General features: G+C 52.2%; 19 protein-coding genes. 9 read left to right on the forward strand and 10 right to left on the reverse strand.

What is annotated here, in order from left to right; all coding sequences use genetic code 11:
- The first annotated feature begins 78 nt into the window (after positions 1 to 78).
- A complete protein-coding gene (locus MON40_RS01560; protein ID WP_003779733.1) occupies positions 79 to 909 on the forward strand; it encodes a hypothetical protein in 831 nt (276 codons plus the stop codon).
- Positions 910 to 922: 13 nt separating this feature from the next.
- On the opposite strand, the gene MON40_RS01565 is transcribed toward MON40_RS01560, so the two are convergent.
- The 8 genes from MON40_RS01565 to MON40_RS01600 all read right to left on the reverse strand — a co-directional run bounded on the left by MON40_RS01565 (position 923) and on the right by MON40_RS01600 (position 6409).
- Complete coding sequence (locus MON40_RS01565; RefSeq protein ID WP_003779735.1) at positions 923 to 1144, reverse strand: hypothetical protein; 222 nt, start codon at positions 1142 to 1144, stop codon at positions 923 to 925.
- Positions 1145 to 1433: 289 nt separating this feature from the next.
- Positions 1434 to 2276: an MlaA family lipoprotein gene (locus MON40_RS01570; RefSeq protein WP_003779737.1), complete on the reverse strand. Its 843-nt coding sequence runs from the start codon at positions 2274 to 2276 to the stop codon at positions 1434 to 1436.
- Positions 2273 to 2551: an STAS domain-containing protein gene (locus tag MON40_RS01575; protein ID WP_003779739.1), complete on the reverse strand. Its 279-nt coding sequence runs from the start codon at positions 2549 to 2551 to the stop codon at positions 2273 to 2275. The genes MON40_RS01570 and MON40_RS01575 overlap by 4 nt, the downstream gene beginning before the upstream one ends.
- 98 nt (positions 2552 to 2649) lie before the next feature.
- Positions 2650 to 3240 (reverse strand): MlaC/ttg2D family ABC transporter substrate-binding protein, encoded by a 591-nt coding sequence (locus tag MON40_RS01580; RefSeq protein WP_003779741.1) that lies wholly within the window; start codon positions 3238 to 3240, stop codon positions 2650 to 2652.
- A 36-nt stretch (positions 3241 to 3276) separates the two neighbouring features.
- The gene (gene mlaD, locus MON40_RS01585; protein WP_003760568.1) at positions 3277 to 3774 is read right to left on the reverse strand and encodes an outer membrane lipid asymmetry maintenance protein MlaD; all 498 of its coding nucleotides are present in this window, start codon (positions 3772 to 3774) and stop codon (positions 3277 to 3279) included.
- 50 nt (positions 3775 to 3824) lie between these two features.
- The gene (gene mlaE / locus MON40_RS01590; protein WP_003760565.1) at positions 3825 to 4601 is read right to left on the reverse strand and encodes a lipid asymmetry maintenance ABC transporter permease subunit MlaE; all 777 of its coding nucleotides are present in this window, start codon (positions 4599 to 4601) and stop codon (positions 3825 to 3827) included.
- A 138-nt stretch (positions 4602 to 4739) separates the two neighbouring features.
- Positions 4740 to 5540, reverse strand: coding sequence for an ABC transporter ATP-binding protein (locus MON40_RS01595; protein ID WP_003779745.1), 801 nt, complete (start codon positions 5538 to 5540; stop codon positions 4740 to 4742).
- A gap of 413 nt (positions 5541 to 5953) precedes the next feature.
- A complete protein-coding gene (locus tag MON40_RS01600) occupies positions 5954 to 6409 on the reverse strand; it encodes a four-helix bundle copper-binding protein (RefSeq protein WP_003779748.1) in 456 nt (151 codons plus the stop codon).
- A gap of 554 nt (positions 6410 to 6963) precedes the next feature.
- Here MON40_RS01600 and MON40_RS01605 point away from each other — a divergent pair.
- Positions 6964 to 7650, forward strand: coding sequence for a Bax inhibitor-1 family protein (locus tag MON40_RS01605; RefSeq protein WP_003760551.1), 687 nt, complete (start codon positions 6964 to 6966; stop codon positions 7648 to 7650).
- Positions 7651 to 8368: 718 nt separating this feature from the next.
- Here the strand turns inward: MON40_RS01605 and MON40_RS01610 are convergent.
- Positions 8369 to 9649 carry a LysM peptidoglycan-binding domain-containing protein gene (locus MON40_RS01610; protein WP_003779750.1) on the reverse strand — a complete coding sequence of 427 codons (1281 nt, stop codon included), beginning with the start codon at positions 9647 to 9649 and terminating at the stop codon, positions 8369 to 8371.
- A 279-nt stretch (positions 9650 to 9928) separates the two neighbouring features.
- On the opposite strand from MON40_RS01610, the gene def reads away from it, so the two are divergent.
- The 3 genes from def (at position 9929) to MON40_RS01625 (ending at position 12312) form a co-directional block, all read left to right on the forward strand.
- Positions 9929 to 10432, forward strand: a complete 504-nt coding sequence (def, locus tag MON40_RS01615; protein ID WP_029609881.1) for a peptide deformylase — start codon at positions 9929 to 9931, stop codon at positions 10430 to 10432.
- A gap of 297 nt (positions 10433 to 10729) precedes the next feature.
- On the forward strand, positions 10730 to 11656 hold the full coding sequence (fmt, locus tag MON40_RS01620) for a methionyl-tRNA formyltransferase (RefSeq protein ID WP_003779756.1): 927 nt from the start codon (positions 10730 to 10732) through the stop codon (positions 11654 to 11656).
- A 134-nt stretch (positions 11657 to 11790) separates the two neighbouring features.
- Positions 11791 to 12312, forward strand: coding sequence for an O-acetyl-ADP-ribose deacetylase (locus MON40_RS01625; protein ID WP_003779757.1), 522 nt, complete (start codon positions 11791 to 11793; stop codon positions 12310 to 12312).
- 131 nt (positions 12313 to 12443) lie between these two features.
- On the opposite strand, the gene MON40_RS01630 is transcribed toward MON40_RS01625, so the two are convergent.
- The gene (locus MON40_RS01630) at positions 12444 to 12728 is read right to left on the reverse strand and encodes a PepSY domain-containing protein (RefSeq protein ID WP_003779759.1); all 285 of its coding nucleotides are present in this window, start codon (positions 12726 to 12728) and stop codon (positions 12444 to 12446) included.
- A gap of 172 nt (positions 12729 to 12900) precedes the next feature.
- Here MON40_RS01630 and rsmB point away from each other — a divergent pair, with 172 nt between their 5' ends.
- From rsmB to MON40_RS01650, 4 genes are read left to right on the forward strand one after another with little or no spacing between them, the layout of a single operon-like run.
- Positions 12901 to 14160 (forward strand): 16S rRNA (cytosine(967)-C(5))-methyltransferase RsmB, encoded by a 1260-nt coding sequence (gene rsmB / locus MON40_RS01635; RefSeq protein ID WP_003779760.1) that lies wholly within the window; start codon positions 12901 to 12903, stop codon positions 14158 to 14160.
- Entirely contained in the window at positions 14126 to 14719 is a 594-nt protein-coding gene (locus MON40_RS01640) for a DUF4390 domain-containing protein (RefSeq protein WP_003779762.1), read from the forward strand. Before rsmB ends, MON40_RS01640 begins: the two co-directional genes overlap by 35 nt.
- A gap of 3 nt (positions 14720 to 14722) precedes the next feature.
- Positions 14723 to 16846 (forward strand): sensor histidine kinase, encoded by a 2124-nt coding sequence (locus MON40_RS01645; RefSeq protein ID WP_003760528.1) that lies wholly within the window; start codon positions 14723 to 14725, stop codon positions 16844 to 16846.
- Positions 16839 to 18122 (forward strand): sigma-54-dependent transcriptional regulator, encoded by a 1284-nt coding sequence (locus MON40_RS01650; protein ID WP_003763191.1) that lies wholly within the window; start codon positions 16839 to 16841, stop codon positions 18120 to 18122. The genes MON40_RS01645 and MON40_RS01650 overlap by 8 nt, the downstream gene beginning before the upstream one ends.
- The last annotated feature ends 118 nt before the right edge of the window (positions 18123 to 18240 follow it).

An 18240-nucleotide genomic window follows, 5' to 3' on the forward strand; every position in this document is an offset into this window, starting at 1 on the left:
AAAATTCATATTGGATGTTATCATTCTTCATATCTTAAAGGGCTTGAGCCAAAATGATATGGATATTTAAGGAAAGATATGATTTTTTCTCAACTCAACCGCGCAATCTTATTCGTGTTTTCACTCACGGCTTTGGCGGCTTGCGGCGTCGGACCGGCAGCTTCCCAAGAAACACTTGCTGATCAAAACAGCAAAAAAGAGCCTGCCGTATCGTCCCAAAAAACCGACAAGGATAAGTGCTACATCAATTATCCTAAGGAACAGAAGCATTTGGCAGAGGCGGAATGTTTAACCTTGCCTATTTCATCTAAAACCTGGTTTCAATCCTACCCGAGACTGTCAAATGGCTTTCTGGATTTGAATAAGATTAAGGCACCAAAGGATGTTAAAGAATATATATATGCTGTTCCAACAAGTGTCCCCGAGCATGCAAAAGTTTTGGGTGTGATTCCCTATAATGATTCATTTGCATGGCTTGTTGTTGCCATTAATGGGGAATCGGAAGAATCTGAAGGAAATAGCATTGTTGAACAAAAATATGATATTTATCCGGTCAATAGAAAGGATGGAAGCATAGTTCAAGACCATACCGGTCTTCCAACTTTAGGCTCGATAGATGTGATATATGAATCATTCTATGACAATAAAAAATTGTTGCGTCCGCCCTTCAATTTTAAAAAAATAGATGGAATACTGAGTTACCATGTAGCAGATACCTTGTCCTTGAAGCCACAGGGAAAGTGTGTGATGGAATTTGAACTCAGCAAGGAGTTTATATTGAAAACAGATAGGGTCTGCTATGAATTTCATCAGGGTAAAAAATCCATATCTTCTAAGGATAAGACGATTTGGAAGCTAAATCCGGAAAGTATGAAATTTGAAGATCAAGAAATTTCTTCAGAAAATTAAAAGCCGTATCACATTAATATTTTGGATTGATTGGAATCTGCCTCAAAGCGGATAAGTTTTTAAGCCGCATGAAACTGAAAATACGCGGATGGCGGGTGTGCAGAGCCTGCGCCGCTGATTGACTTGGAATGATTGAACCACCCTGAGAGGTCGCCTGAAAACGGGTATCCAACGGATGGGAAATAGGAATTTCCGTTGAAGTCGATTTTTCAGACGACCTTTTTGTAACGGTCATTCTGATTTTATAGTGGATTAACTTTAAACCAGTACGGCGTTGCCTTACCTTAGCTCAAAGAGAACGATTCTCTAAGGTGCTGAAGCACCAAGTGAATCGGTTCCGTACTATCTGTACTGTCTGCGGCTTCGTCGCCTTGTCCTGATTTAAATTTAATCCAATATATGATGTGGCACAGGCTTGGTAGTGAGTCGCGCAAGCAGACTTATGATTCTCTAAAACGGCATAGAAAAAGGTCGTCTGAAACCCTGAAATGAGGTTTCAGACGACCTTTTGCATGTGAACCGGATTAATCGTTTGCTGCATCATCGACTGGTGCGCCGGTTTGGATAGGGGTGTATAAATAAAGGTCGGCAGTTTCGCCGGCAGAGGTATTGGAGGCATCTGCCCCGGCTTCGACAGGCAGATCGCTGTCCACCAATTCGTCGATGTCGATATTGTCATCCTCGCCTTGTGGTAATGTCCCGCCGGTTTGGCGGCTGCGCACTTTCATGTAGAGGTCGCGGGTGTAGCTGTATTTGTCGATGGCGGCATCTTCCAAACCGTCGGTCAGGTCAAGCAGGGCTTCGCGGGTGTTGACGATGTTCAAGCCGGTGGTGCTCCAGCGGCCTGCGGGGGTGTGGAACACGGCGCTTTTGACGGGATAGACGGTGGTAATGGCGTTGCCTGCGGTGTCGCGGACGGTGGAGGGGCCGAGCAGCGGGACAACGAAGTAGTTGCTGTTTTTCCAGCCCCATGTGGCGAAGGTGTCGCCGAGGGTGTTTTTGTTGTCGGGAACGCCGCCTGCGCCTGCGACGTCAATCAGGCCGCCGAGTCCGAAGGTGGTGTTGATGCCGACGCGGACGAGGTCTTCGCTGGCGCGTTTGACATCGAGGCGCAAGACGTTGCTGCCGAAGCTGACGACGTCGCGCAGGTTGTTGAAGAAGTTGCTTACGCCGGTACGGACGGGCTTAGGCGTTATTTTGCGGTAGCCGCGTGCGACGGGGGCGAGGACGTATTGGTCGGCCTTGTCGTTGAATTTGAAGACGGCGCGGTTGTAGCCTTCGTAGGGGTCGGCGGGGTTGTTCTCGGCAAATGCGGGGGTTGAGGTCAGGCCGATGAGGAATAGGAGTGAAGCGGTGGTTTTTTTCATGGGTTCAACCAGTCTTTGATTTCGTAAAGCTCGGACAGGGTGCGCACGGATTCGGGTATGCCTTGCAGGCTGATTTTTCCGTCCGGGCGGCGCAGTGCGTCAAGCAGCAGGGACACGCAGGTGGAATCGGCGCGCCCGACGCCGCTCAAATCGACCGCGCGGGTGTCTTTCAGACGACATTGCTGTCTGAAGCGGGTAAAGGCGGCGGCGGTCAGGGTTTTGACGGTTACGTCGCCACTGATGTGCAGCGTACCGTCGCGAAGTTCGGTTTGCATGGCTGTCTTGTCAACTTAATCTTGGATGATAAAACCTGAAGGTTATTGTGTGCGAAAGCCATGTCGTCTGAAAACGGACGGCATGGCTTGTCTTTGCATTATTTGCTGCCGTTTTTGGCTTTCAGCTCGGCAATCAGTCCGTCTATGCCTTTGGCTTTGATGGTTTCGCCGAATTGGTTGCGGTACACGGTTACCAGGCTCGCGCCTTCGATGGCGACGTTGTAGGCACGGTATTTGTTGCCGCTTTGGTAGGTGGTGAAGTCCATGTTGACGGGTTTTTGACCGGGTACGCTGACTTCGGCGCGGACGATGATTTCTTTGCCGCCTTTATTGACAATGGGGTTGTCTTTGACGTTGACGCTGGCGTTTTTGAATTTCAACATGGTGCCGGAGTAGGTGCGGATCAGCAGGGTTTGAAATTCTTTGGTCAACGCTTGTTTTTGCGCGTCAGACGCGGTACGCCAAGGATTGCCTACTGCCAGCGCGGTCATGCGTTGGAAATCGAAATAGGGAATCGCATAAGCCTCGGCTTTGTGGCGGGCGGTGTTGGCATCGCCGCTTTTTAAGATGCTCAATACTTGAGTGGCGTTTTGACGGATTTGGTTCACTGCGTCGGCAGGGGCGGCAACCGCCATGCTGATGCTCAAGATGCCGATGCTCAGTGCGCTGATGAAAGAGGTTTTTTTCATGATTAAGTGTCCTAGTATCAATATGATGGTGTACGTTTATTCGGTAGTTTTTGCTGCATCGTTGCCGCCTGCCGCGTTTTTCTCGGCGAAGCTGGTCATGAATTTACCGATCAGGTTTTCCAGAACCATGGCGGAGCTGGTAACGGAAATGGTATCGCCCGCGGCAAGGGGTTCCGTGTCGCCGCCTTGTTGCAGGCCGATATATTGTTCGCCCAACAGGCCGGAGGTCAGGATTTGCGCGGAAACGTCGCTGCTGAACTGATATTTGCTGTCCAAATCGAGGCGGACTTTCGCCTGATAGGATTTCGGGTCAAGCTCGATGGAGCCGACGCGTCCGACCAATACGCCCGCGGATTTGATCGGCGCGTTGGCTTTCAGGCCGCCGATGTCGCTGAAATCGGCATATACGGTATAAGTCTTGCCGGAATTGCCGAACGCCGCGCCGCCCGCCACGCGGAAAGCGAGAAAGCCGACCGCTGCCACGCCGAGCAGGACAAACAGTCCAACCCAAAATTCCAATACATTCTTTTTCATTAAAGTTCCTTGAATATCCAATGTGCTTTGTTTCGTTTTCAGACGACCTGTCAATCCGTAAACATCAATGCGGTCAACACAAAGTCAATCGCCAAAATCGTCAGGGCGGACGAAACCACCGTACGCGTGCTGGCGCGCAAAATGCCTTCCGAGGTCGGGACGCAGTGGAAGCCCTGATGCACGGCAATCAGCGTTACCGCCACGCCGAACGCGGCGGATTTGATCAGACCGTTGATTACATCGTAATGGATCGTGATGTTGTTCTGCATTTGCGACCAGAAAATGCCGCTGTCCAAGCCCAGCCAGGTTACGCCGACCAAATACGCGCCGTAAATCCCCGCCACGTTGAAAATCGAAGCCAAAAGCGGCATGGAAAACACGCCCGCCCAAAAGCGCGGCGCAACCACGCGGGCGACAGGGTTGACCGCCATCACGTTCATCGCTTCGAGCTGTTCGGTCGTTTTCATCAAACCGATTTCGCTGGTCATCGCACCGCCCGCGCTGCTGGCAAACAGAATCGCCGCCAACACCGGACCCAGTTCGCGCAACAGTGAAGCCGCGACCATATAGCCCAAAATATCGGCGGATTTGAATTTCGACAACTGCGTATAGCCCTGCAAACCCAAAACCATGCCGACGAACAGCCCTGAAACGGCAACAATCAATACCGACAGCACGCCGGCAAAATACACTTGGCGCACGCTCAGGCGCGGACGGACGAAAGCCGTACCGGATTTCGCCAGAATGTTCAGCAGAAACAGCGTAATACTGCCGAGAGATTGAATAAAGCCGAGGGTTTTCGCCCCGACGGAACGGATAAAATTCATAGGTTTCCATTACGGATTAACGGGTTTCAGACGACCTTGTAGGATGATGGTGATGGTCGTCTGAAAAATGATTTCGGCTTCAGGCAACAACGGTTCAAACGTTTCAGACGACGTCTGCAAACCGAGGTCGTCTGAAAACTACCCAAGCAAATCTTGTTGCAACGACGTTTGCGCGGGATAGCGGTATGCAACGGGGCCGTCTGCCAAGCCGCCGACAAACTGGCGCACCCAAGGCGAATCCAGTTCGCGCATTTCCTGCGGCGAGCCGGAGAACATAATTTCGCCGTGCGCCAAGAAAATCACTTGATCGACGATTTCCAAAGATTTTTCAATGTCGTGCGTTACCATAATGCTGGTCGAACGCAAAGCCTTGTTGACGCGGCTGATCAAGTGGGCAATCACGCCCAAGGAAATCGGGTCGAGGCCGGTAAACGGCTCGTCGTACAACATGATTTCAGGGTCGAGCGCGATCGTGCGGGCAAGCGCGACGCGGCGCGACATCCCGCCAGAGAGTTCGGACGGCATCAGGTTTTCCACGCCGCGCAGACCGACCGCGTTCAATTTCAACAAAACCAAATCGCGGATAACCGCTTCCGGCAGGCGCGTCAGTTCGCGCATCGGAAAAGCGATATTGTCGAACACCGACAAATCGGTAAACAGCGCGCCATGCTGGAACAACACGCCCATGCGGCGGCGGTGTTCGTACAATTCATCAGCCGAAAAACCCGCCAAATCACGTCCTTCAATCAAAACCTTACCCGACTGAGGATGAATCTGACCCGTAATCAGCCGCATCAGCGTGGTTTTGCCGCTGCCCGAACCGCCCATCACGGCGGCGAAGTTTCCTTGGGGAATGCTGAAATTAATATTGTTCAGAATCGGACGGTCGCCATACGCGAAGGCAACGTCTTTCATTTCGATGAAGGGTACGGAACTCATGAAAGGGAAGATAAGGCGGGATGTATTTTAATTACTTGCATTGTAAAGCTTATCAAGGTGTCGGGCAATTTTCAGACGACCTTATCAAGAAAACGTCTGTTAAGAAGCGTGAAAATCATGTGTTTGGCAGAAATTTTAAGACCATTGGAATGGTTAAGATTGAAGTCTTGCAACCTGTTGTCTTCATTTCAGAACGGGGCGCGTTACAGAACTTAATAATCCTAAACATACCGTTTTTCGCCGGCGCGTGAAGTTTTAAATTTATGGCAAAATTTTGTAGGCAAAGACACAACATTCTACAAACAAAACTTACATTTCAAATCAATTTGTGAAAGTCCTCCCATTTAAAACAAACCGGTCTGCCTGCAAAACAAAGTTTGTTTCACAGACAGACCGGTGATTGACTACGTCAATTAAGCAGCGATTTTTTCGCACTCTTTGATGCAGGCAAGGCAAGACTCATAGCATTGTTTGCATTCTGCGTGGTGGCCTGCGTGTTGTTTGCACGCTGCGGCACATTGTTTGCACGCTTCAATGCAGACTTTTGCCAAAGAAGGGGTCAGCGGAGAGTTTTGGGCGGCAAGGTTTTGCAGCGCGCCACACAATGCCAGCATTTGATTGACACCTGTTGCGCAATCTTTCATTGAAGTATCGCCTTGGCTCAGTAGTCGGATGCAGTGTGCCAAACAGATTTGACCTGCTTCAACACAGTGGGCAGCCGCTTTTCTGGCTGCCTCATAGGTTTTGGACGCAGCAGCAGGGGCAGCGTGGGAATGGCCTTTATGGTCATGATGTCCGTGGGCGCGGGCGAATGAAGCGGCAGCTGCCAAAGAAACGGCTGTACCACCCAAGAATTGACGACGGTTCATACTGTATTTCCTTATGTAATCATTGATATGAAGTGAAACATAACGAATCGCTAAAAATTTGGATACGGCAGTTTTCTATACATCATTGATGTCGTCTGAAATCAGCTGTTTATGAAATTTTGAGCGATTGCACTACACTTACCGCCGCAATCCTATCATTCAACGGTTCGACAGACAATAAATCGAAAGTTGATAAATAATCAATGAAGTTATTTTATTTCTTATGTTGTTTACACAGCCTGAAACCGGCTCTGTTCAAATTTGCTATGGCAAATCATTAAATTCCAAAATCCATTATCTTGCAGAAGTTTGTTGTATCCGGTTTTGAAGTGGTGAAAATCAAATCAAACGGTAAAAGGGGTGGGCAAAGATTCGACATCGGTTTCAGAAGCAGTCTTTTATGTAAATTTATGATTGCGGCACTTTAAAATGCTTTGAACGCTACCACTTATCCTCAAACGGCGACGTAGGCATATTTTTATGCCCAAGCCAATAATTTGCTGATAGAATCAGGACTCTTTTTGTTTTCACACATTTTTTCAGGAGCAAACGCCATGCGAAACGACGTTTACGACTATCCTCTTGCAGGACAAGTTTCCCAAAACATTGTCTTGCAAAAAACTTACCGCCTGCTGGGTTTGTCTTTCATTCCCGCTATTGCCGGCGCATTTGCCAGCAGCGCTTTGAACCTAAACCTGTACGCTATGTTCGGCGCACGCTGGATGGGTTTTGTAGCTGTATTGGCATTCTTCTACGGTATGATTTTCCTTATCGAGAAAAACCGTTACAGCAATACGGGCGTTGTCTTGTTGATGATTTTCACCTTCGGTATGGGTGTGTTGATCAGCCCGTTGCTGCAATATGCGCTTGCTATCCGTAATGGTACTCAAATCGTAGGTGTCGCCGCAGCCATGACCGCCGGCGTATTCTTTACGATGGCAGCGATGGCGCGCCGCACAACGATGAACATGAACTCGCTCGGACGCTTCTTGGCAATCGGCGGTGTGGTTCTGATGATTGCAGTGGTTGCTAACTTCATTCTGCAAATTCCGGCTCTGAGCCTGGCGATTTCCGGCGCGTTTGTTGTGTTCAGTTCGCTGGTTATTATGTGGCAGGTGCGTACCGTGATTGATGGTGGCGAAGACAGCCATATCAGCGCAGCCCTGACCATTTTCATCTCGATTTACAATATTTTCAGCAGCCTGTTGCGCATCTTGTTGGCATTCACCAGCGACGATTAATTGCTTAGGTTCTGATATCTAGGTCGTCTGAAATCTGAAAAGGTTTCAGACGACCTTTTTTATAGTGGATTAACTTTAAACCAGTACGGCGTTGCCTCGCCTTAGCTCAAAGAGAACGATTCTCTAAGGTGCTGAAGCACCAAGTGAATCGGTTCCGTACTATCTGTACTGTCTGCGGCTTCGTCGCCTTGTCCTGATTTAAATTTAATCCACTATATATGCGCGGCTTGGCTTGTTTGGATTCAATTTAAATCAGATGGGCAATCATGCGGCGGTTCGTTAGGAGGTAGAAAGCTGATTGGCTTGGTGTTTGGTGTGGGGCGAAACATTGCTGAGAGGCAAATTTGATGGACTGTATAGTGGATTAAAATAAAAATGAGACAAGGCGACAACGCCCGCCGTGTACGGGTAGTACATAAGGGCGTTGGCAACGCCGTATCATTGCAATTTTAATCCACTATATTTGGGAAAATTAAAGGTTTGGTTGGAACTTCTATGTTTGAAAAAATGTTTGTTTCAGACTTGTACAGCGTAATGCTGTATTGAGTTAGCTTGTTGAAGGTGCATCATTGGATTTTGCTCTTGTGAAAACGAAACGCGGTTTCCGTTGATGAGCAGTGTTTTATCATAAACGGCGTCGTTTTCAGACGACCTTTATGACCCATATAAAAAGCGTCGTCTGAAATTTTCAGACGACGCTTTTGCTGTCGGCAATCGATCAATATTTATTGATGTTGCTGTGGATATTGTATTGGTTGTGTTCCGTATCGTGGGAATCTTGCGGCTCGTTGCGGACGTGCGGTTTGTCGTCAGACATGTTGTCCAAGTCGCGGCCGGGTTCGGATACGGTGTCGCCGATGTTGATGCTGGTCAGGTTTTCCAAAATGATGGCGGACGAGAGATGTTCGCCGGTGCGGTATACCATGGCCAATGCGGTTTCTTCGGCAGGGATGGAAACATATTTAACGATGTTCTTACGGCCTTTTTTGCCTTCTTCCAAATCGACTTTCACTTGGCGGTCGCGTTTGTAAATGCTCAAGACCGTGCCTTTGTCCAAGCCGTCGGCGGAACCTTTGTTCAGGGTCACGGTTTGGAATTGTCCGGCTTCGTGTACGCCGTCGAGGATGGAGATGACTTTACCGTCGATGTGTTGCGTCGGCGCGTGCGGCATGATTTGGAAGGGCTCGGTTTCGCCGTCCATTTTCAGTAGGAAGTCGCCTTTGCGGATTTCGGAAACGGCTTCTTCCACAATCATAGGCTGCGCGGTTTGGGTCGGTACTTTCGCCAGCGGATGCAGGCGGGTGTAGTATTCGCCGTCTTTCAGGTATTTGCGGTCTTCGTCGGAAGCGGAGTCCAGTGCGCTGTTGGTGTAGGGCAGGGTGCTGACGATGCCGCTGAAGACGACTTCTTGTCCGAGGTATTTGCGGGTATCGGGATCGGTCAGGTCTTTGACGGCGCGGTAAACCAGATAGCGGCCGGGTTCGGTAACTCCGTAGGCGTACACGCGTTCGCCTTTGCTGTACATGATGCGGTTGTCAGGGCCGTCGATCAGGCGCGGTGCGTCTTGGGTCTTCATTTGGTCGATGAACTGCGGATGTTGCATGAACATGCGGTAGAAGTTCACGTTGACGGTTTGGATGCCGTAGCCTGAAGAGGTTTCGCGGACGCGCGGGCTGAGTTTGATGACCGGAATGCCGTCATTGCCTGCGGAGCCGTTTTCGAAGCCCAGTTGCGGGCGGCCGTTGACGTAGCGCAAAACCAACACCTGACCCGGATAAATCAGATGCGGATTGCGGATTTCGCCGCGGTTTGTGCCCCAAAGGCGGTTCCACTGCCACGGGCTGTACAGATATTTGCCGGAGATGCCCCAGAGTGTGTCGCCGTTTTTCACGACGTAGCGTTGCGGCGCATCGGGGCGCACTTTTAATGAAGCTGCTTGAGCGTGGGCGGAAATTGCCATGCCCGCGACACAAAGCAGGGTTATAATACGTTGTTGCATAACCGTTCCCCTTGAAATTGATTCGGTTTGTCTTTAAATGATAAACGGAGAAAATGAAATGGCCGGGAGTTTGCAAAAACCGCCGTCCCCCTTTAAAAAACGTCAATAGGCGTTTCGTGCGCATTGAACAGAAATTCATTGACGCATATTTTATCATTGAATGTTAGTGTCATCACGGGAATTGTGAAGACAGGCGCAAAATTTGTATGAAAACACACACAATCTGCTGCCGGACGCGTTGAATGCGCGTCCCAAGTATTGAAAAACGAAGAGAAAATTATGGCTTTACTGAATATCCTGCAATATCCCGACGAGCGTCTGCACACCGTGGCGAAGCCTGTCGAGCAAGTCGATGAGCGCATCCAAAAGCTGGTTGCCGATATGTTTGAAACCATGTACGAAGCGCGCGGCATCGGGCTGGCGGCGACGCAGGTCGATGTGCATGAGCGCGTCGTCGTGATGGATTTGACCGAAGACCGCAGCGAGCCGCGCGTGTTTATCAACCCCGTCATTGTTGAAAAAGACGGCGAAACCACTTACGAAGAAGGCTGTTTGTCCGTGCCGGGCATTTACGACACCGTTACCCGCGCCGAGCGCGTCAAGGTTGAGGCTTTGAACGAAAAAGGCGAGAAATTCACGCTGGAGGCGGACGGGCTGTTGGCGATTTGCGTGCAGCACGAGTTGGATCACCTGATGGGCATCGTTTTTGTCGAACGCCTGTCGCAGCTCAAGCAGGGTCGGATTAAGACCAAACTGAAAAAACGTCAGAAACACACCATCTAAAAGCCGAATGATACGGTCGAACAGGTCGTCTGAAAGAGGGGAAGCGGCAGAAAGCCGATGTTTTTCAAACTTTCAGACGACCTGTCGCAATGTTTGCCGTTGCGCTATATATAGTGGATTAACTAAATCAGGACAAGGCGACGAAGCCGCAGACAGTACAGATAGTACGGAACCGATTCACTTGGTGCTTCAGCACCTTAGAGAATCGTTCTCTTTGAGCTAAGGCGAGGCAACACCGTACTGGTTTAAAGTTAATCCACTATAGGTCGTCTGAAACCCATTTCCAAGGAGTTTCCCATGAAAGTCATCTTTGCCGGTACGCCCGATTTTGCCGCTGCCGCCTTAAAAGCCATAGCCGCCGCCGGTTTTGAAATCCCGCTGGTGTTGACCCAGCCCGACCGTCCCAAAGGACGCGGGATGCAGCTTGCCCCGTCTCCCGTGAAGCACGCCGCATTGGAATTGGGTTTACGCGTGGCGCAGCCCGAAAAACTGCGCAACAACGCCGAAGCCCTGCAAATGCTCAAAGAGGTCGAAGCCGATGTAATGGTCGTTGCCGCCTACGGACTGATTCTGCCGCAAGACGTGTTGGATACGCCGAAACACGGCTGCCTCAACATCCACGCCTCGCTGCTGCCCCGTTGGCGCGGCGCAGCGCCGATTCAGCGCGCGATTGAAGCGGGCGATGCCGAGACGGGCGTGTGCATCATGCAGATGGACATTGGTTTGGATACCGGCGATGTGGTCAGCGAACACCGTTACACCATCCAACCGACCGATACGGCGAATGAAGTACACGATGCGCTGATGAATCTCGGTGCGGCGGCGATTGTTGCTGATTTGCAACAATTAAAAACAGAAGGTCGTCTGAAAAGCGTCAAACAGCCAGAAAAAGGCGTGACTTATGCGCAAAAATTAAGCAAAGAAGAAGCGCGTATCGATTGGAACGAAAGCGCGGCAGTGATTGAACGCAAAATTCGCGCCTTCAACCCCGTCCCCGCTGCGTGGGTGGAATATCAGGGTAAACCGATGAAAATCTGGCGGGCTGAAGTAGTGGCACAACAAGGCAGGGCGGGCGAAGTGTTGTCTTGCTCGGCAGACGGTTTAATCGTTGCTTGCGGCGAGAACGCGCTGAAGATTACCGAATTGCAGCCTTCGGGCAGCAAACGGATGCCGATTGCGGCGTTTGCGGCAGGGCATAAGATTGAGGTTGGGACGGTTTTGTAGAAGCCGTTTGCAGACTGATTAATTTTCAGACGACCTTTCTTCGGATGGCTTAGAGGTCGTCTGAAAATATCGGGCAGGGAAACGTTTGGTTTTGTTGAACTGACGACAAGATTCCCCACGTTTAGGAGCAGATCATGGCAGTGTTTGAAGTAGTCGAAGGCGATATTACGAAACTTGAAGTCGATGCCATCGTGAACGCCGCCAATGCCTCGTTGTTGGGCGGCGGTGGCGTGGACGGCGCGATTCACCGCGCGGCGGGACGGGAGTTGTTGGAAGCGTGTAGAAAGTTGAACGGCTGCCGCACGGGCGAGGCGAAAATCACCCAAGGCTACCGGCTGCCGGCGAAATTTGTGATTCACACCGTCGGGCCGGTTTGGTTCGGCGGACACCGCAGCGAAGCGGTCAAGCTGGCGGAGGCGTATCAAAATTCCCTGCTGTTGGCGCAGGAACACGGCATCCGCAGCATCGCCTTCCCCTGTATTAGCACGGGCGTGTATCGTTTCCCCGCCTATTTAGCCGCCGAAACCGCTTTGGCGATTTTGAAAAAAACTTTGCCGCAGTGTCCGACTGTCGAAAAAATCGTTTTCTGTTGCTATTCGCCGCAGGACGCCGAACGCTATCGGGCATTGTTGGAACGTGACGGGGTGGTCGTCTGAAATTCCCGAATCAGGCAAAACGGCAGATTAAATGTTTTCAGACGACCTCGGGCAAGTTTGAGGTCGTCTGAAAACAGAAAAGCCGGACAGACAGTCCGGCTTCCTATAAGAATCCATTAATCAAGAATCGATTAATCGTCGCAGTGGTTGTCGGTGTCCACTTTGATGACGCGGCCGCTTTGTGAGGAAACGTCCACATCGTATTCGGTACAGCCTCTGCGGATTTCGATTTCCCAGCGTCCGTCGCTGTGGTCGATGTCGGTAACGCGGCCGCCGCCGACGCGTTTCTTGGCGATTTTGACGGCTTGCGCTTGGGAGATGGCGCGGGAATGTTTGTGCGGTGCCGCCGCGGCGGTCAGGCTGCCGGAAATGAGTGCGGCGGAAACGGCAAGCAGGGAAAGGGCGCGCAAAGTCATGATGAATCCTTATGTGTGTTGAAAAGAACGGACTATATGGATATTGTCATGAGCGGGCAATCGGATTAACACAATTTGAATCTTGCCCCGAACACCGCCCGAACCGCTTGTAAGGCGTTTACATTTTTAATGAACAAATCGAACCACAGCAGTCATTTAAGGAATTGAATTTATGAGTATGTCCCTCGCCCAAAAACTCGCCGCCGACAGCATTGCGGCGGTCGCTGAAGGGCGCAACCTTCAGGATGTGTTGGCGCAAATCCGCGCGGCGCATCCCGAGCTGACGGCGCAGGAAAACGGCGCGCTGCAGGATATTGCCTACGGCTGCCAGCGTTATTTGGGCAGCTTGAAACATATGCTCGCGCAGATGCTGAAAAAGCCGATTGACAATCCGCAGCTCGAAAGCCTGCTTTTGGCGGCGATGTACCAACTGCATTACACGCGCAACGCGCCTCATGCCGTGGTCAACGAGGCGGTCGAGAGTATCGCGAAAATCGGGCGTGGGCAGTACCGTTCGTTTGCCAACGCGATTTTGCGGCGTTTTTTGCGCGAACGCGACAAGCTTGCGGCTTCATGCAAAAAAGACGATGTGGCGAAACACAACCTGCCGCTGTGGTGGGTGGCATACCTGAAAAACCATTATCCGAAACATTGGCACAACATCACCACTGCGCTGCAATCGCATCCTCCGATGACGCTGCGGGTCAACCGACGCCACGGCAATGCCGAATCGTATTTGGAAAAGCTGGCGGCGGAAGGGATTGTGGCCAAGGCTTTGGACGAATATGCGGTAACGCTGGAAGAAGCCGTGCCGGTGAACCGCCTGCCCGGTTTTGCCGAAGGGCTGGTGTCGGTGCAGGATTTCGGCGCGCAGCAGGCGGCGTATCTGTTAAACCCTAAAGACGGCGAACGGATTTTGGACGCGTGCGCCGCGCCGGGCGGGAAGACGGGGCATATGTTGGAACTGGCGGATTGTCATGTTACCGCTTTGGATATAGACGAAGGTCGTCTGAAAAGGGTGAAGGACAATCTCGACCGTTTGGGGTTTCAGACGACCGCTCTAGCTTGCGCCGATGCGCAGGACTTGGCGGCGTGGTATGATGGAAAGCCTTTCGACGCCATCCTTGCCGACGTGCCGTGTACCGCCTCGGGTGTGGCGCGGCGCAATCCCGACGTGAAATGGCTGCGCCGTCCGACCGATGCCGCCAAAACCGCCCGTCAGCAGGAGGCATTGCTGGACGCGCTTTGGCAAACCCTGACGAAAAACGGCAGAATGCTGCTGGCCACCTGCTCGGTGTTCGTCGAAGAAAACGACGTTCAGTTGCAAAAATTCCTCAACCGCCACGCCGATGCCGAGCTGATCGAATCGCGTGTGCTTTTACCGAACAAACATCAAGATGGCTTTTATTACGCGCTTATCAAAAAGCAGTAAACGGCTGTTTGGAACGCTGTTGCTCGCCCTGTCGCTGAATGCGGCGGCGGAGAGCATCAGCGTAACCCGCTCCGAGGCGAAACTGACCGAAACCGGACAGCTTTCCGTCAGCAGCCGTTTCCGCACCGATTTGCCCGACCAGCTCAAACAGGCGCTCCGGCAGGGCGTGCCGTTGAATTTCACTTTGAGCTGGCAGCTTTCTGCGCCTTCCATGCCGTCTTACCGCTTCAAGTTTGACCAGCTGCTCAACAGCGATAACACCATCCACTACAAACTTTCCTTCCATCCGCTGACCAACCGCTACCGCATAACCGTCGGCACGTTTTCCACCGAATACGACACGCTCGATACCGCCTTGCGCGGCGTAGGGGCGGTCGCCAACTGGAAAGTGCTGTCCAAAGGCGCGTTAAGCGGCGTCGCAGCGAAAGACACACAAGCCGAAATCCGCCTGCTGCTCTCGACGGCGAAGCTGCCCAAACCCTTCCAAATCAACGCATTGACTTCTAAAAACTGGCACTTGGATTCCGGCTGGAAGTCTCTGACCATCTCTCAGGAGTAAACCATGCGCCGCTTTCTCCTGATTGCCGTGTTGGCGGCGGTGGGACTGCTCTACGGACTGACCATTGCAACGGGCAGCACCAGCCCGCTGGCGGAATATTTCTGGTGGATTATCGCCCTGTGTGCGCTGCTGATGCTGGTGTTGGCGTCGGTTTTGACGCGCTACGTCCTGCTCCTCATGCGCGACAAGAGCAAGGGCGTGTTCGGTTCGCAGATTGCGCGGCGGCTGTCGGGGATGTTTACGCTGGTGGCTGTATTGCCGGGTGTGTTCCTGTTTGGCATTTCCGCGCAGTTCATCAACGGCACGATTAATTCGTGGTTCGGAAACGATACCCACGAAGCCCTCGAACGCAGCCTGAACTTGAGCAAATCCGCGCTGAATCTGGCAGTGGACAACGCCGTCAGTAATGCTACGCCGGTGCAAATCGACCTGATCAGCACCGCGTCTGTGGACGGCGATTTGGGCAAGGCGCTGAAAAATGCCGCCAAATCGGGCGGCTTTACCCAGCTTTCGCTCTACGACGTCAAAACCCATAAAACCGAGAAAAGTGTCAATCCGCTGAAACTAAACCAACCCGAACTCGACAAAGAAGGATGGGAGAAGCTGGAGCAGACCGGCTCGATACGCAGTTTGGAAAACATAGAAAATGTCTTGTACGCGCAAGGCTGGATGCTGATCGGCGCGCACAACGGACGCGATTACGCCTTGTTTTTCCGCCAGCCCATCCCGCAGGATGTGGCGCAAGATGCGACGCTGATTGAAGCGGCGCGGGCGAAATACGCCGAATTGAGCTACACCAAACAAGGCCTGCAAACCTTCTTTTTGGCGACTTTGCTGGTTGCCGCGCTGTTGGCGATTTTCCTTGCCTTGGTGATGGCGCTGTATTTCGCCCGCCGCTTCGTCGAGCCGGTATTGTCGTTGGCAGAAGGTGCAAGGGCGGTGGCGCAGGGCGATTTCAGCCAGAAACGCCCCGTGTTCCGCAACGACGAATTCGGCAGGTTGACCCAGTTGTTCAACCACATGACCGAACAGCTTGCCATCGCCAAAGAAGCCGACGAGAACAACCGCCTGCGCGAAGAAGCGGCGCGCCACTATCTCGAATGCGTGTTGGAAAGCTTGACCACGGGCGTGATTACTTTGGATGCCGAAGGTCGTCTGAAAACCTTCAACAAAGCCGCCGAACGGATTTTGGGCATTGAATTGGTGCCGCTGTGGGGTAGCAACTGGCACGACTGGCGCGGACAATCGCCGCAGCAGACCCTGCTTGCCGAAGTGTTTGCCGCCATTGAAGAAACCGCCAATGCCGCCAAACCCGTCCAAGTCGAATACGCCGCCCCCGACGATGCGCGGATTCTTTTGGGTAAAGCCACCATCCTGCCCGACGACAACGACAATGGTGTGGTAATGGTGATCGACGACATCACCGTCCTCATCCGCGCCCAAAAAGAAGCCGCTTGGGGCGAAGTGGCGAAACGGTTGGCGCATGAAATCCGCAATCCGCTCACGCCTATCCAACTTTCCGCCGAGAGATTGGCATGGAAATTGCATGATAAATTGGACGAACAACACGCCCAAATCCTCAGCCGTTCGACCGATACCATTGTCAAACAGGTGGCGGCATTGAAAGAAATGGTCGAAGCCTTCCGCAATTACGCCCGCGCCCCGTCGCTGAATTTTGAAAAACACGATTTGAACCGTTTGGTCGAAGAAGTGTTGCTGCTGTACGAGGGCGGGGCGTGCCGCTTTGTTCCAAACTTGTCCGACAAGCCGCAGCCGATTTCCGCCGATACCACCGCCATGCGGCAGGTGTTGCACAATATTTTCAAAAACGCGGCAGAGGCGGCGGAAGAGGCAGAAGTTCCGCAAGTGAATGTCAGCGTCGGTGAAGATAACGACGGACAGGTTTTATTGACCGTTTGTAACAACGGCAAAGGTTTCAGCAAGGAAATGCTGCATAATGCTTTCGAGCCGTATGTTACCGACAAGCCGACAGGTACGGGTCTGGGATTGCCCGTTGTGAAGAAAATCATCGAAGAGCACGGCGGCCGCATCAGCCTGAGCAATCAGAACGAAGGCGGCGCGTGTGTGAAAATAGCCTTACCCCGATTGGTAGAAACTTATGCGTAGCAGTGATATTTTAATTGTAGATGACGAAGTAGGTATCCGCGACTTGCTCTCGGAAATCCTCCAAGACGAAGGTTATTCCGTGGCTTTGGCGGAGAACGCCGAAGAGGCGCGCCAACTGCGCCACCAGACCCGTCCCGCCATGGTGTTGTTGGACATATGGATGCCCGACTGCGACGGTATTACCCTGCTCAAAGAGTGGGCGAAAAACGGACAGCTCAACATGCCCGTGGTGATGATGAGCGGACACGCCAGCATCGACACCGCCGTCGAAGCCACCAAAATCGGCGCGCTCGATTTTTTGGAAAAACCGATTGCCCTGCAAAAGCTGCTCTCTACCGTCGACCGCGCCCTCAAACACGGCGAAATGCAGATGGCGGCGGGCTTGTCCTTCGACAAACTCGGCAACAGCCCCGCCATTCAAGAATTCAAGCAACAACTTGAGCCTGCCGTGAAAAAAAGCGGACCCGTGCTGCTCAGCGGCGAAACCGGTTCGCCGTTTGAAATCGTTGCCCGTTATTTCCACAAAAGCGGCACGCCTTGGGTCGGACTCAGCCGCGTCGAACTCATTGCCGATGCGCCATTGGAGCTGCTGCAAAAAGCATCGGGCGGCACGCTTTATCTCGGTGATGCCGCGCAGTACAGCAAAAACATCCAAAACGGCATCAGTTTCATCCTCGGCAAGGCAGACCGTTACAACGTGCGCGTTATCGTCGCCGGCAGCCACGCCGCCGATGAAAGCCCGGCAGACGCCATTGCCGATGCCAAGTTGTCCGAACTGCTTTCCGGCAACGTCATCAGTATCCCGCCGTTGCGCAGCCAATCCGAAGACATCGCTTTCTTGGTCAACCAAGTCATGACCGAATTGGCGGACAGCGAAAAAATCCAGCCCGTCAAATTCAGCAACGGCTCGCTGACTGTTCTCTGCCAATACAACTGGCCGGGCAATTTCGACCAGCTCCGCAGCGTCGTGAAAAACCTGATGCTGGAGGCGGACGGACAGGAAGTCCACGAGCAGGCGGTCGTTGCCGCATTGGGGCAAAAACGGGCGACAGTCGCCACTGAAATCGTCGGCGGTTTCAACTTCAATATGCCTTTGCGCGAACTGCGTGAAGAATTGGAGCGCCGCTATTTTGAGTACCACATCGCTCAAGAAGGGCAAAACATGAGCCGTGTCGCCCAAAAAGTCGGTCTGGAGCGCACACACCTCTACCGCAAACTCAAACAATTAGGCATCAGCGTTTCCCGCCGCAGCGCAGCGGAAAAAGCAGAAGAGTAGGGCGGTAGTAGGATAAGAGGTCGTCTGAAAGCATACGGTACGCCGCGGTATGTTTTCAGACGACCTTGTTTGCCATCAACACGCCCGTTTTTGTCGAATAACCAACTCACTTTTGAGG

Source organism: Neisseria macacae ATCC 33926, from assembly GCF_022749495.1.
Lineage (GTDB): Bacteria > Pseudomonadota > Gammaproteobacteria > Burkholderiales > Neisseriaceae > Neisseria > Neisseria macacae.

Coding starts and splice junctions, on each gene's coding strand:
- MON40_RS01560 (WP_003779733.1), top strand. CDS start 79: ATGATTTTTTCTCAACTCAACCGCGCAATCTTATTCGTGTTTTCACTC.
- MON40_RS01565 (WP_003779735.1), bottom strand. CDS start 1,144: ATGACCGTTACAAAAAGGTCGTCTGAAAAATCGACTTCAACGGAAATT.
- MON40_RS01570 (WP_003779737.1), bottom strand. CDS start 2,276: ATGAAAAAAACCACCGCTTCACTCCTATTCCTCATCGGCCTGACCTCA.
- MON40_RS01575 (WP_003779739.1), bottom strand. CDS start 2,551: ATGCAAACCGAACTTCGCGACGGTACGCTGCACATCAGTGGCGACGTA.
- MON40_RS01580 (WP_003779741.1), bottom strand. CDS start 3,240: ATGAAAAAAACCTCTTTCATCAGCGCACTGAGCATCGGCATCTTGAGC.
- mlaD (WP_003760568.1), bottom strand. CDS start 3,774: ATGAAAAAGAATGTATTGGAATTTTGGGTTGGACTGTTTGTCCTGCTC.
- mlaE (WP_003760565.1), bottom strand. CDS start 4,601: ATGAATTTTATCCGTTCCGTCGGGGCGAAAACCCTCGGCTTTATTCAA.
- MON40_RS01595 (WP_003779745.1), bottom strand. CDS start 5,540: ATGAGTTCCGTACCCTTCATCGAAATGAAAGACGTTGCCTTCGCGTAT.
- MON40_RS01600 (WP_003779748.1), bottom strand. CDS start 6,409: ATGAACCGTCGTCAATTCTTGGGTGGTACAGCCGTTTCTTTGGCAGCT.
- MON40_RS01605 (WP_003760551.1), top strand. CDS start 6,964: ATGCGAAACGACGTTTACGACTATCCTCTTGCAGGACAAGTTTCCCAA.
- MON40_RS01610 (WP_003779750.1), bottom strand. CDS start 9,649: ATGCAACAACGTATTATAACCCTGCTTTGTGTCGCGGGCATGGCAATT.
- def (WP_029609881.1), top strand. CDS start 9,929: ATGGCTTTACTGAATATCCTGCAATATCCCGACGAGCGTCTGCACACC.
- fmt (WP_003779756.1), top strand. CDS start 10,730: ATGAAAGTCATCTTTGCCGGTACGCCCGATTTTGCCGCTGCCGCCTTA.
- MON40_RS01625 (WP_003779757.1), top strand. CDS start 11,791: ATGGCAGTGTTTGAAGTAGTCGAAGGCGATATTACGAAACTTGAAGTC.
- MON40_RS01630 (WP_003779759.1), bottom strand. CDS start 12,728: ATGACTTTGCGCGCCCTTTCCCTGCTTGCCGTTTCCGCCGCACTCATT.
- rsmB (WP_003779760.1), top strand. CDS start 12,901: ATGAGTATGTCCCTCGCCCAAAAACTCGCCGCCGACAGCATTGCGGCG.
- MON40_RS01640 (WP_003779762.1), top strand. CDS start 14,126: ATGGCTTTTATTACGCGCTTATCAAAAAGCAGTAAACGGCTGTTTGGA.
- MON40_RS01645 (WP_003760528.1), top strand. CDS start 14,723: ATGCGCCGCTTTCTCCTGATTGCCGTGTTGGCGGCGGTGGGACTGCTC.
- MON40_RS01650 (WP_003763191.1), top strand. CDS start 16,839: ATGCGTAGCAGTGATATTTTAATTGTAGATGACGAAGTAGGTATCCGC.